Genomic DNA, 13,187 nt, shown 5'->3' on the forward strand with positions numbered 1-13,187 from the left:
GCCGCGCGCCTGGAGGGTGCGGAGGAAGTCGGATTTGAAGGCTTGTTCGGTCATGGCGGGGCTCCGCTAGCAGGGATGGCGGCGGGGGGCCTTCCTTTTCCGAGAGGGGCGCGCCCCCGGAGGGGGCGGGCGGGGGCCGGGCGCCCCCCTCCCACCGGGGGGGAGAAAGGCCGGGGGGGGGGGCGGGGGGGGGCACGGGGGGCCCCCGAAAGGGGGGGGGGGGGCGGCGGCATGGATCACCCCCGGCCCGTGGGGGCCGCTGGTGAGGGCCGCAAGACCCGCGCTGACCGACTCGGCTCGGACGGCGCCGCCCGCCACGGTCCGCCAGTTCGACAGGCCGGCAAGGGTTTCGGCCGCGCGGTCTTCGGCGCCGGCAGCCACCACGACCACCAGCTCGTCGGCGCCGGCGTTCAGCAGCGCCTCAGCCGACCAGCGCAGCACGGGCTTGCCGCCCAGGGCGCGCCACTGTTTGTCGCCGCCGGCGCGCGAACCGGATCCGGCCGCGACGATGATGCCCGAGAAACTCATGCCGGCCTTCTAGAGCGCGCCGTCGCGCGACGAAACATCAATCCGCCGCCGTCAGGCTTGACGAGGGGGTGTTGGATGCTGCGAAAGGCGCGAATGGCCAAGACTTTACAGATCGGCGACGTGACCGTGCCCGGCCAGGTGCTGATGGCGCCCATGACGGGCGTGACCGACCTGCCGTTCCGCGTGCTCGCATCGCGGCTGGGCGCGGCCTATGTGGCGACCGAGATGGTGGCGGCCAAGGAGCTGGCGCGCGAACGCCCCGACGTGGTGCGACGCGCGGCGGTGGGCGCCGGCCTGCCGCTGACGGTGATCCAGTTGGTCGGGCGCGATCCGGGCCAGATGGCCGAGGGCGCGCGGATGGCGGAAAAGGCGGGCGCGGACATCGTCGATCTGAACTTCGGCTGTCCGGCCAAGGAGGTCACGGGGTCGGCCGCCGGCTCGGCCCTGATGCGGACCCCGGACCTGGCCTGTCGCATCATGGAGGCGGCGGTCCAGGCGACCAGCCGGCCGGTGACGGTGAAGATGCGGCTGGGCTGGGACGACGACAGCCGCAACGCGGCCGAACTGGCGAAGCGGGCTGAAGAGATCGGGGTCAGGGCGGTGACGGTCCACGGCCGCACGCGCAAGCAGTTCTATACCGGCGTGGCCGACTGGGCGGCGGTGGGCGAGGTCAAGGCGGCGGTCGGCATACCGGTCATCGTCAACGGCGACATCACCACGGCGGAAGCGGCCCGCCAGGCCCTGGCCCAATCGGGCGCCGACGGCCTGATGCTGGGGCGGGGCGTCTATGGACGGCCATGGCTGGCGGCCCACCTGGAGCGGGCGCTGATCGACGGGGTTTCGCTGGATGAGCCGGGGCCAGAGGCGCGACTTGGGATTGTCGTCGAGCATTTGCGGGCGTCGGTGGAATTCTACGGACTCCCGCTGGGGCTGCGTATGTTCCGCAAACACCTGGGCTGGTACATCGAGCAGGCGCCCTGGCCGGCTGATCCGCAACACCGCCGCGAGGCCAAGGCAATAATTTGCCGTCTGGATGAGCCTCTGGCCGTCGAGGCGGCGATGGCGGATCTTTGGCGCGAAATTTTGCCGAAGATGAACAAGTCGGATGTTGAAGATGAGCCACAGTTAGTGGACACTGCTGTGGCATGACGGATACGCCTTCACCTGCGGCCTCTTCAACCGACACCGTGTCGGTGGATGAGTCGTTCTGGGGGCGTTTCGACGCGGAACGGGCCCGGGCGGGGTTCGGTTTCGCCTATTTCATCGCGGTCGTCATCACGGCCGCGGCGGTCTGGCTGGTGGCGGCGGCGCCCGGTGCGACGTCCGGCACGGCGCGGGGATCGACCAGCCAGGCGGTGCTGTTCGTCCTGCTGGCCAATCTGGCGCTGATATCGGGTCTGGCCTTTATCGTCGGGCGACGGGTCCTGGCCCTGGCGCGCAGCACGGGTGACGCGGGGTCGCGGCTGCACCTGAGGTTCGTCGCCCTGTTCTCCATGGTGGCCGTCGTTCCGGCGGTGTTGATCGCCCTGGTGTTCGGCCTGCTGGTGACGCGGGGCGTCGACCAGTGGTTCAGCCAGAATGTCCAGGCTTCGGTCGAGAACGGCGCCGTGGTCGGGCGCGCCTATATCCGGGATGTCGCCACGACGGTGGACGCGGATCTGGTGACGATCTCCGATCAGCTGGATAGCGCACGCGGCCTGTTCGACGACCGGATCCAGTTCAATGACGCCCTCGCCCAGGTCGGGGAGATTTTCGGCTATCCCGCCATCTACATCCTGAATGGCGACGGCCAGGTTCTGGCGCGCGCGGAACGGCCCGACGCGCCGCCTTATCTGGCGCCCCCCCGGACCTATCTGGAGGACGCGGCCCAAGGTGGAGAACCGCCGACCGACGTGACGCAGAACCCCGACACGGTTCGATCCATCATCGCCCTGCCGGCCTATGGCGACGCCTATCTCTATCTGGTGCGGCCCCTGCAAGATGGGCTGGTCGCGCGGATGAACGCCTCCATCCAGTCGATCGAAGCCTATCGCGAGGCCCAGGAAAGCCGGTCGCGGATCCAGTCGGCCTTCATCCTCAGCTATCTGGAGACGGCGCTGCTGGTTCTGGTCGGCGCCGTATGGCTGGGCATGTCGGCGGCCAGCAGCATCTCCGCCCCGATCGGGCGTCTCGTGCAGGCGGCGGACCAGGTGGCGGGCGGCGATTTCAGCGCCCGTGTGGACAGCCAGGGCGCCCCGGCCGAAATCGCTTTGCTTTCCGACGCCTTCAATCGCATGACCGGTGATCTTCAGGCGCAACAGACCGCGTTGAAGGCGGCCAGCGACGACGCCCAGAACCGCAGCCGGTTCATCGAGACCGTGCTGTCGGGCGTCAGCGCCGGGGTTATCGGCCTGGACCGGCGTGGGCGGGTTTCGGCGATCAACGACAGCGCTCTGCAACTGCTGCACATCGAAGAAGACGAGGTTCTGGGCCACGAACTGGCAGCGCTTTCGCCCGAGCTGAGCGACCTGGTCGGCCGGGTCGAGGCCCATATCGAAGAAGACATCGATGTCAGCCGCGGCGGCGAGACCCAGAGACTGCGGGTCCGGATCGAGGGCGGGCAGGGCGGCGAGATGGTCCTGACCTTCGACGACATCACCCGGCTGGTCACCGCTCAACGCAACGCCGCCTGGCGCGACGTGGCCCGTCGTATCGCCCACGAGATCAAGAACCCGCTGACGCCGATCCAGCTCTCGGCCGAACGGCTGAAACGGAAATATCGCGACAAGGTGGACGAGGTCGAGATCTTCGACCGCTGCACCGACACCATCATCCGTCAGGTCGGCGATATCGGCCGGATGGTGGACGAGTTCTCGTCTTTCGCCCGTATGCCGGCGCCGCGCTTCGGCTCGGCCAATCCGGCGGAGATGCTGCGCGAGGCCGTGTTCGCCCAGCGGGTCGCCGCCGCCGACATCGTCGTGGATATGGACGAGCCCCTGCCCAAGGCCACGCTGCGTTGCGACGCCCGCATGGTGGGCCAGGCCCTGATCAATATTCTGAAGAACGCAGGCGAGTCCGTCGCCGCTCGCCGTCTGGCGGCCGGGGAAGACGCGGCGTCAGAGGCCGAGGGCATAATCGCCTCCCTGGTCGTTGAAAACGGCACGGCGACCTTCGTGGTCGAGGACGACGGGGTCGGCCTGCCGGCCAAGGACCGCGACCGTCTGACCGAACCCTATGTCACCACGCGCGAGAAGGGCACGGGCCTGGGCTTGGCCATCGTCAAACGCATTTGCGAGGACCACGGCGGCGAGCTGAAGCTGGCCGACGCCGAGACCCTGCGCGGCGCGCGGGTGTGCCTGATTTTTCCCTTGAAACCCCACGGCAAGACCGGCGACGTGACGGAGCGCAAGCTCCAGACCGTCGTCGCCGAATAAGCGAGGCAAGATGCGACCTACCGGTTCCGACATTCTGGTCGTCGATGACGAGGCGGACATCCGCGATCTGGTTTCGGGCCTGCTCGAGGACGAGGGGCACGCCGTGCGCGTAGCCGCCAACTCCGACGAGGCCCTGGCTGCTATCCGCGCGAGGAAGCCGTCGCTGGCGATCCTCGACATCTGGATGCAGGGCGGCGGTCTGGACGGGCTGGAGCTGCTGGAGGTGGTCAAGGAGATCGACCCCGACCTGCCTGTGGTAATGATCTCGGGGCACGGCAATATCGAGACGGCGGTGACGGCCCTGAAGCGCGGCGCCTATGACTTCATCGAAAAGCCGTTCAAGTCTGACCGACTGGTGGTCGTGGTCGAAAGGGCCATCGAGGCGGCGACGCTGAAGCGCGAGAACCGCCGTCTGCGGGCCCAGACGATGACCCCGTCAGGTCTGATCGGCCGATCCCAGGCGGCCCAGGCGTTACGGGGCACCATCGCCAAGGTGGCCCAGGCCAACAGCCGCGTCCTGATCGCCGGGCCGGCGGGATCGGGCAAGGAACTGGTCGCGCGTCAGATCCACGAGGCCAGCCCGCGCGCCCGGGCCGAGTTTGTCGCCATTTCGGCCGCCGGGATGACGCCGGAGCGGCTGGACGTCGAACTGTTCGGAGAGGAAGGCCAGGACGGCCGTCCGCGCAAGATCGGCGTGTTCGAACGCGCCCACAACGGCACCCTGTATCTGGATGAGATCAGCGACATGCCGCGTGAGAGCCAGAGCCGCATCCTGCGCGTTCTGGTCGATCAGCGGTTCCGTCGCGTCGGCGGCGAACAGGACGTGCAGGTCGATGTGCGGGTCGTGACCTCGACCTCACGCGACCTGAAGATCGAGATCGCCGAGGGTCGGTTCCGCGAGGATCTGTTCCACCGTCTGAACGTGGTGCCGATCCGGGTGCCGGCCTTGTCGGAACGGCGCGAGGACATCACCGAACTGGTGGAATATTTCGTCGATACGATCAGCGCCTCGCAAGGCCTGCCGCGCCGCATCATCGGCGATGACGCCGTGGCGGTTCTGCAAGTCCATCCCTGGCCGGGCAATATCCGTCAGTTGCGCAACAATATCGAACGGCTGCTGATCCTGGCGACCGGTGATCCGAACGAACCGATCACCGCCGACATGCTGCCGCAGGAGGTGGCGACGTCGAACGGAGGCTCCTCGAACCTGGGGGCCGAACGCACCATCGCCCTGCCGCTGCGCGAGGCGCGGGAAGTGTTCGAGCGGGAGTATCTGGCGGCCCAGATCATGCGGTTCGGCGGCAATATCTCGCGCACCGCCGCCTTCATCGGCATGGAACGCTCGGCCCTGCACCGTAAGTTGAAGTCGCTGGGGGTCTCGCCGGCCCGCGGTGGAGAAGAGGAAGATCCAGCCTGATGTCCCGCGTCGCCTATGTCAACGGAACCTACAGCCCGCATGGCCAGGCCGTGGTCCATATCGAGGATCGCGGCTTCCAGTTTGCCGACGGGGTCTATGAGGTCTGGTCGGTGTTCGACGGACGGCTGGCGGACTTCGACGGCCATATGATGCGCCTGCACCGCAGCCTGAACGAACTGCGCATCGACATCCCCATGTCGGTGGCGTCCCTGACGCGGGTGCTGCGCGAAACCGTCCGTCGCAATCGGGTGAGGAACGGCATCGTCTATCTGCAGGTCACGCGCGGCACGGCGCGCCGCGATCACCCATTCCCCACGCCGGGCACGCCGCCCAGCGTCATCGTCACCGCCAAGTCGATCTCGCCGGCGCGCGGAGAGGCGCAGGCGCAGAAAGGGGTCGCCGTCCTGACCCAGCCCGACATCCGTTGGGGGCGGTGCGACATCAAGACGGTCGGGCTTCTGCCCAACATCCTGGCCAAACAGGCCGCGCGCGAGGCCGGCGCCTATGAGGCCTGGCTGGTGGACGATATGGGCCTGGTGACCGAGGGCTCCTCGACCAACGCCTGGATCGTGGATGAGCACGGCAAGCTGCGGACCCGCGACACCCAGGCCAACATCCTCAAAGGCTGCACCCGCACCAGCCTGATGGCGCTGATCAAGGAACATGGGGTCGAACTGGACGAGCGTCCGTTCAGCGTCGAGGAGGCCAAGCGGGCGGGGGAAGCCTTCTTCAGCGCCGCCGGCGCCTTCGTCACCCCGGTGATCTCGATCGACGGAACCAAGATTGGCGACGGCAAACCTGGGCCCATCACGCTGAAGCTGCGCCAACTCTATCTTGATCAGGCGCGCCGAGACGCCTTCTGAGGAACGATCATGTTCAAGACCTTGTTCGGTCGGCGCTCCGCAGATTCGACGCCGCGTGATACGGATGCCGACTGGGAAGAGATCGGTCGCACAAATCCCTACTACGGCGTCCTGACGGATCAGCGCTTCAAATCAGACAATTTGACTGAAGAGGCCTTGGCGGACTTCTTTCGGACCGGTGTGGAAGGGGTCGAGTACGAGGCTAACCGGCTGAGGGCGCGCTATCCCGACTTCGCACCAAAATCCGCGCTTGATTTCGGCTGTGGCGTCGGCCGGCTGACGCGCGCCTTGGCCGTCGTTACAGGCGACACGTTTGGCGTCGATATCTCGGATTCAATGCTGGCTGAGGCGCGTCGCAATGTGCCCGCCGGGGCAACGTTCGGCCGTGATCTGCCCGACCGGGCCTTCGACTGGATCGTCTCACAGATCGTCTTTCAGCACATACCGCCAGAGCGCGGGTACCCTCTGCTGAAGGCTTTGATGGCGCGATTGGCGCCGGGCGGGTTCGTCACGCTTCAGTTCGCTCTCTATCGCGATCCGCGTCATGCGTCCGTTCCCGGGGGGCGCATCGTCATGGGCGAGGACTTCACCACGGTCTCCAATGTCAAAGCTCTGCGCAATCTGGCCAAGGGCGAGATGGTGATGTTCGATTACGATCTGACAGTAATCTCTGCGATCTTGTTCGCCGCAGGGGTGACGGACATTGAACTGTCCCATACGGACCATGGAGGCTTCCATGGGGCGTCCGTTCGCGGCCGTCGCACGGCTTGATCGCTCTTGAAGAGCAGCTGCATAGCGACCAACTAGAAAAACCGGTCCTCGACCGTTGCGGGTGTCGATAGGCGGCGTCTAAGGTCGCCTCCGGCCGCCATCCGGCCCCGACGCCGCTCCCTCGGCGACGAACAACCAAGAACAGGAAAAACCTGCCATGTCGCAAGACAAACGTCAGAACCTTCAGGACACCTTCCTCAACTCGGTCCGCAAGACCAAGACGCCGCTGACCATCTTCCTGGTCAATGGGGTCAAGCTGCAGGGTATCGTGACCTGGTTCGACAACTTCTGTGTGCTGCTGCGCCGTGATGGCCAGTCCCAGCTGGTGTACAAGCACGCCATCTCCACCATCATGCCGTCCGCGCCCGTGCAACTGTACGAGCCCGACGCCGAAGAAGACTGATTGACCAGCAAACTGATCGACCACGCCGTCCCGCTGATCCGGGCGGTCGTCATCCATCCCGACCGACGCTCAGACAGCCCTCGGCTGGCAAGCGAGCGCCTTAAGGAAGCCGTGGGCCTCGCCCGCGCGCTGGACCTTGAGGTGCGCGCTGAAGAGATCGTGCGACTGCGTGGAACCACGCCTGCCACCCTGTTCGGAAGCGGCAAGGTCGAGGAACTGGCCGCCCTGGTCCGCGCGGCCGATGCCGAGGCGGTCATTATCGACGACGCCCTGACGCCGGTGCAGCAACGCAATCTGGAGAAGGCGTGGGAGGTGAAGGTCATCGACCGCACCGGCCTGATCCTGGAAATCTTCGGACGCCGCGCGCGCACCAAGGAAGGCCGGCTTCAGGTCGAACTGGCGCGGCTCGACTATGAGCGGTCGCGCCTGGTGCGGACCTGGACCCACCTGGAGCGACAGCGCGGCGGCACCGGCTCGACCGGCGGTCCCGGCGAAACCCAGATCGAGCTGGACCGGCGTCTGATCGCCGACCGGATCGTGCGGCTGAAGGCCGAGTTGGAAGAGGTGCGTCGCACGCGTGGCCTGCACCGCAAGCAGCGCCAGAAGGTTCCGTTCCCGACCATCGCCCTGGTCGGCTACACCAACGCCGGCAAGTCGACCCTGTTCAACCGGCTGACGGGATCCGAGGTCTTCGCCAAGGACCTGTTGTTCGCCACCCTGGACACGACCCAGCGAACCATCCGCCTGCCGCAGGGCCGGCCGGCCATCGTGGCGGACACCGTCGGCTTCATCTCCGATCTGCCGCATGAACTGGTCGAAAGCTTCCGCGCCACCCTGGAAGAGGTGGGCGAGGCCGATCTGATCCTGCACGTCCGCGACATCGCCTCGGCCGACAGCGACGCCCAGGCCAAGGACGTCGAGACGGTGCTGAAACAGATCGAGACCCCCGAGGGCAAGACCCGACGCGTGCTCGAGGTCTGGAACAAGATCGACCTGCTGGACGAAGAGGCGCGCGAGGCCGTGCTGGGCCAGGCCGAGCGTCTGGCGAAGACGGGCGAGGCGGTCGCCGTCTCGGCCTGGACGGGCGAGGGAATCGAGCCTCTGCGCCAGACCATCGCCGGCCTGATCGACGACGATCCCGAGACCCGGCTGACGCTGGCGCCCGACCAGGGCGAGGCCCTGGCCTGGCTGTATGAACACGGCCGGGTGGTCTTCCGCGACACGGACGACGCCGGCCGCACTCACGTCACGGTCAGGCTTCACCCTGCAGCCTTGGGGCGATTCGAGCGTCTGTATCCCGACCTGGCTGACTGACCTATGCATCTGATCGAGACCGTCCTGCTGCTGCTTCTGGCCGTCGTGGTGTCGGGCTCGGTCGCGCGGATCACGCGCATCGCCTTGCCTTTGGTGCAGATCGGCCTGGGGGCCGCCATCGTGCTGGCGACAGGCACGACGGTGGATCTGGAGCCGGACATCTTCTTCCTCCTGTTCCTGCCGCCCCTGCTGTTTCTGGACGGCTGGCGCATCCCCAAGGAGGCGCTGTTCCGCGACCGGGCGGTGATCCTGGAGCTGGCCCTGGGCCTGGTCCTGTTCACCGTCATCGGTCTGGGCTTCCTGATCTGGTGGATGATCCCGGAGATGCCGCTGGCGGTGGCTTTCGCCCTGGCCGCCATCCTGTCGCCGACCGACCCCATCGCGGTTCAGGCCATCGCCGCCCGGGCGCCGATTCCGAAACGGCTGATGCACATCCTGGAGGGCGAGTCGCTGTTGAACGACGCCACCGGCCTGACCTGCATGCGGATCGCGGTGGTTGCGGCCACGACCGGCGCCTTCTCGATCGGCAGCGCCATCGGATCCTTCGCCTGGCTGGCCCTGGTCGGTGTGGTGACAGGGGTTCTGGTCACCATGGCCATCAGTTACGCCAAGGGTTTCGTCAGTCGCCGCTGGGGCGAGGACGTCGGGGCTCAGATCCTGGTCAGCCTGCTGATCCCCTTCGCCGCCTATCTGGTCGCTGAAGAACTGCACGCTTCCGGCATCCTGGCGGCGGTGGCGGCGGGCGTGACCATGAGCTTCACCGAGCGGGGCGGCGGGATCGGAGGCCAGTCCCTGGCCATGACCCGAATTCGGCGCGGCGTAGTTTGGGACACGGTCCAGTTCGTCGCCAACGGCATCATCTTCGTCATCCTGGGCGAACAGATGCCGTCGATCCTGGCGCGGGCGGCCGAGGTGGTGCGGGGCACCAGCCGGCCGGAAGTCTGGTGGCTGGCCGTCTATGTGTTCGCCATCGTCGCCGCCCTGGCGGTCATGCGGTTTGTCTGGGTCTGGACCTCGCTGAAGCTGACCCTGTTCCGACGGCGCCATCGCGGCCCGCCCGCCAAGGTCGGGTTGCGCCTGACCCTGGTGATGTCGCTGGCGGGCGTGCGCGGGGCCATCACCCTGGCGGGCATATTGACCCTGCCGTTCGTCCTGGGCGACGGATCGCCGATGCCGTCGCGCAACCTGGCCATCTTCCTGGCGGCGGGGGTGATCATTGTTTCTCTGCTGGTGGCGACCTTCGCCCTGCCGCGCCTGATGAAGGGGGTCGAACTGCCGCCCGAACCGTCGCAGGAACGGGAGGAGGACCGGGGCCGTGTCGCCGCCGCCTCCGCCGCCCTGCGCGCCGTCGAGGACGCCTCCCACGCCATGGCCGAGGGCAAGACCAACCCCGATCTCTATTCCGATGTCGCCAGCCGGATCATGGAAGTCTATCGCCGCCGCATCGAGACCCATACCCGCACCGACGAGGACGACGCGGTCGTGGCGCGCAAGATCGACGCTGTGGAACGCCGACTGTGGCTGGCCGGTCTGGCGGCCGAGCGAGAAGAACTGGGGCGGTTGGCGCGGGCGCGTCAACTGGACGAGGTCGCCGCGCGCAAGATGATCCGTGAAGTGGATTTGCAGGAATTGCGGTATCTTTAGCGGTCAGCGATCCATGAACGCCGCGACCGCCGCGTAGCTGTCGGCGATGTGGTGGGCGCCGCGCGCCACCAGGCGGTCGGCGTGGCCGTCGCGGATATGGCCGCCGGCGGTCAGGCCGACCACCGTCATGCCGGCGGCGACGCCCGCTGTGACGCCCGCCTCGCTGTCCTCGATCACCAGGACGCGGGCCGGATCGACGCCCATGCTGTCGGCGGCGTGCAGGAAGATGTCGGGGTGCGGCTTGCCGCGCTCGACCACCAGGCCGGTGAAGACGGCGCCGTCGAAATGATCGGTCAGGCCGAACAGGTCCAGGCCGACGCCGATCCAGTCAGGGCCGCTGGACGAGGCGATGCAGCGGGCCTCGGACCGGGCGGCGACGAAGTCGATCATGCCGGGGACGGGCTTCAGATGGATCGGCGCGCGGGCGCGGCAGGTGGCGAACCAGGTGGTGTGGAAGTCCTCGGGGCAGAGCCGGCCCAAGGCGGCTTCGACCGCCGGCCGGTTGTCGCGCCAGCGCTTGCCCGTATAGGCGGCCAAGACGTCGTCCAGGCTGGTCGGCAGGCCGATGGCGGTCAATTGCTCGGCCATGACGGTGCTGTTCAGCACCTCGCTGTCGGCGACGACGCCGTCATAGTCGAAGATGATCAGGTCGTAGGGCATGCGCGGGCTCAGGATGGGGAGCCGGCCTTCTCGGCGACCTTTGCGGCGTCCCAGAGGCGGTCCATCTCCTCCAGCGTCGATTGGTCGGGCGTGCGGCCGTCCTTGGCCAGTTCCGCCTCGATGAAGCCGAAGCGACGCACGAACTTGGCGTTGGTGGCGCGCAGGGCGTCCTCGGGCTCGACGTCCAGCTTGCGGGCCAGGTTGGCCACGACGAACAGCAGGTCGCCCATCTCCTCGCGCGCCTTGGCCATGTCGCCGGCCGCGATCTCGACGCGCAGTTCCGCCACCTCTTCGGCCAGTTTGTCGAACACCTCGTCGGTCGAGGGCCAGTCGAAGCCGACGCGGCCGGCGCGCTTGGTCAGTTTGGCGGCGCGGGTCAGGGCGGGCAGGCCGACGGGGACGTCGTCGAGGGCGCCGGGCTTCTTGCGGTCCTTGCGCTCGGCGGCCTTGATGGTTTCCCAGGCGACGGTCTGTTCTTTCGAGGTGCGCTGGGCTTCGTCGCCGAAGACGTGGGGGTGGCGGCGTTCCAGCTTGTCGGCGATGGCCGTGACTACGTCGTCGAAGGCGAACAAGCCCTGTTCCTCGGCCATGCGGGCATGGAAGATGACCTGGAACAGCAGATCGCCGAGTTCGCCCTTCAGCTCGTTCAGGTCGTTGCGCTCGATGGCGTCGGCGACCTCATAGGCCTCTTCGATCGTATAGGGGGCGATGGTGGCGAAGGTCTGCTCCACGTCCCAGGGGCAGCCGCCGTCCGGGTCGCGCAGCCGTTCCATGACGCCGAGCAGGCGGTCTATCGGTCTCACAGGCGCACCGCCGTCGGTTCGGCATCGCGCGCATCAAGCTTCTCACGGATGGCGTTGTGGCGGGCCTGGGTCAGCGGATAGTCCTTCAGCACCCAGCCGGCCAGGACGAGCAGTACGCCGGGCACGGCGATGAACAGGATCTGCAGCGTCAGCAGCGCGGTCTCGCTGTTGCCCGCTGGGCCCGGAAGGGCGCGGAAGCCGACCTCCTGAAGGATGAAATAGGGGATCAGAGCGGCGACGTGGCCGATCTTGGTCGTCGCCGACAGGATGGACAGCATCAGGCCGGTGCGATCGACGCCCGTCTTGAACCGCTCCTCGTCGCCGGCGTCGGCCATCATGGCGCGGGTCAGGAACAGGCCGGCGGCATAGGGCAGGCCCGCTATGAACATGACCACGGCCGTCAGGGCGAAGTTGCCGCCGGGGACGAGCGTGGCGCCGACATAGAGGACAGCCGAGACGAGGCTGGCCACGGCCAGGCCTCGGTCCTTGCCGACACGGGTGGCGAACCAGGCCCAGAAGGGCGCGCCGCACAGGCCGGCGATGAAATAGACCAGCATGAACAGACCGGCCTGGGTGTGATCATAGCCCCGGACCTGGCCGAAGAAGAAGAACAGCAGCGAACCGGTGATGCCGGGCGCCACGCCGAGCAGCAGGTCCGAGATGAGAAGTTTCCGCACCGTCTTCTGGCCCAGCAGGGACAGATAGGCGCCGAGGCTTCCATGCGGCTGGTCCCCCTTGGTCACTGGTTCGGGCACCACGAACATGGCCAGGCCGATGGTGACGGGCAGGGCGATGACGATGGCCCAGCCCATGATCCGCACGCCGTCGGCGTAGTCGCCGATGCCCGTCTTCACCACGATGGTCGGCAAGACGAGGATCAGCACGACGCCGATGATGTTGAACACCTGCCACCAGCCGTAGACGCGGCTGCGCTGATCATACTGGGGCGCGAGGACGGCGGCCCAGCCCAGTTGGCCCAGGGTGCCGATGGAGAAGCCGAGGTAGAGGAACAGCAGCCAGCCGAACAGATAGAGAGGCGGCGCGCCGGGCTGGACCACGACGAACATCATGAAGGCGGCTAGCATCAGCATCGGCGTCGAGATCGCCATCCAGGGGCGGTAGCGGCCAAACCGGGTCCTGGTCTTGTCCATGCCCCAGCCGATGAAGGGGTCGAAGACGATGTCGATCAGACGCACGGCCATGAAGACGGCCGCGACCACGCCCAGCTCGAGCCCGACGTAGGTGGCGTAGAATTCCGGCAGAGTGACGGGCAGGGCGACGCCGAAGGCCGCCAGCGGCAGGCAGGGGCCGGAGAAGGCGGCGAGCACGGCGTTGGAGCGACGGGGCGCGGCGGCGACGGTCATGCAGCGG

The 13,187-nt window shown here is 67.4% G+C and carries 12 protein-coding genes; 8 read left to right on the forward strand and 4 right to left on the reverse strand.

Annotated elements, in window-relative coordinates; translation table 11 throughout:
* Positions 1-66: 66 nt before the first annotated feature.
* Positions 67-528, reverse strand: a complete 462-nt coding sequence (locus ER13_RS19225; RefSeq protein WP_052004739.1) for a 2-C-methyl-D-erythritol 4-phosphate cytidylyltransferase — start codon at positions 526-528, stop codon at positions 67-69.
* Positions 529-621: 93 nt separating this feature from the next.
* Between ER13_RS19225 and dusB the strand changes: the two genes are divergently transcribed.
* The 8 genes from dusB (at position 622) to ER13_RS02075 (ending at position 10,353) form a co-directional block, all read left to right on the forward strand.
* On the forward strand, positions 622-1,677 hold the full coding sequence (dusB, locus tag ER13_RS02040) for a tRNA dihydrouridine synthase DusB (protein ID WP_035305946.1): 1,056 nt from the start codon (positions 622-624) through the stop codon (positions 1,675-1,677).
* Positions 1,674-3,941 carry a PAS domain-containing sensor histidine kinase gene (locus ER13_RS02045; RefSeq protein ID WP_008264243.1) on the forward strand — a complete coding sequence of 756 codons (2,268 nt, stop codon included), beginning with the start codon at positions 1,674-1,676 and terminating at the stop codon, positions 3,939-3,941. The genes dusB and ER13_RS02045 overlap by 4 nt, the downstream gene beginning before the upstream one ends.
* A gap of 10 nt (positions 3,942-3,951) precedes the next feature.
* Positions 3,952-5,358 carry a sigma-54 dependent transcriptional regulator gene (locus ER13_RS02050; RefSeq protein WP_008261747.1) on the forward strand — a complete coding sequence of 469 codons (1,407 nt, stop codon included), beginning with the start codon at positions 3,952-3,954 and terminating at the stop codon, positions 5,356-5,358.
* Positions 5,358-6,221, forward strand: coding sequence for a D-amino-acid transaminase (locus ER13_RS02055; RefSeq protein ID WP_035305949.1), 864 nt, complete (start codon positions 5,358-5,360; stop codon positions 6,219-6,221). Before ER13_RS02050 ends, ER13_RS02055 begins: the two co-directional genes overlap by 1 nt.
* A 9-nt stretch (positions 6,222-6,230) precedes the next feature.
* Positions 6,231-6,992, forward strand: a complete 762-nt coding sequence (locus ER13_RS02060) for a trans-aconitate 2-methyltransferase (protein WP_052004741.1) — start codon at positions 6,231-6,233, stop codon at positions 6,990-6,992.
* Between the two features lie 157 nt (positions 6,993-7,149).
* Positions 7,150-7,395 (forward strand): RNA chaperone Hfq, encoded by a 246-nt coding sequence (hfq, locus tag ER13_RS02065; RefSeq protein WP_003164861.1) that lies wholly within the window; start codon positions 7,150-7,152, stop codon positions 7,393-7,395.
* Complete coding sequence (gene hflX, locus ER13_RS02070) at positions 7,396-8,709, forward strand: GTPase HflX (protein WP_035305951.1); 1,314 nt, start codon at positions 7,396-7,398, stop codon at positions 8,707-8,709.
* 3 nt (positions 8,710-8,712) lie between these two features.
* Complete coding sequence (locus tag ER13_RS02075; RefSeq protein ID WP_008263971.1) at positions 8,713-10,353, forward strand: Na+/H+ antiporter; 1,641 nt, start codon at positions 8,713-8,715, stop codon at positions 10,351-10,353.
* Between the two features lie 3 nt (positions 10,354-10,356).
* Here the strand turns inward: ER13_RS02075 and ER13_RS02080 are convergent, their stop codons facing one another.
* From ER13_RS02080 to ER13_RS02090, 3 genes are read right to left on the reverse strand one after another with little or no spacing between them, the layout of a single operon-like run.
* Entirely contained in the window at positions 10,357-11,013 is a 657-nt protein-coding gene (locus ER13_RS02080) for an HAD family phosphatase (RefSeq protein WP_052004742.1), read from the reverse strand.
* Between the two features lie 8 nt (positions 11,014-11,021).
* Complete coding sequence (gene mazG / locus ER13_RS02085) at positions 11,022-11,816, reverse strand: nucleoside triphosphate pyrophosphohydrolase (RefSeq protein WP_081836087.1); 795 nt, start codon at positions 11,814-11,816, stop codon at positions 11,022-11,024.
* Positions 11,813-13,180: an MFS transporter gene (locus ER13_RS02090; RefSeq protein WP_008260614.1), complete on the reverse strand. Its 1,368-nt coding sequence runs from the start codon at positions 13,178-13,180 to the stop codon at positions 11,813-11,815. The genes mazG and ER13_RS02090 overlap by 4 nt, the downstream gene beginning before the upstream one ends.
* Positions 13,181-13,187: the final 7 nt, after the last annotated feature.

The organism is Brevundimonas sp. EAKA, assembly GCF_000698025.1.
Taxonomy (GTDB): domain Bacteria; phylum Pseudomonadota; class Alphaproteobacteria; order Caulobacterales; family Caulobacteraceae; genus Brevundimonas; species Brevundimonas mediterranea_A.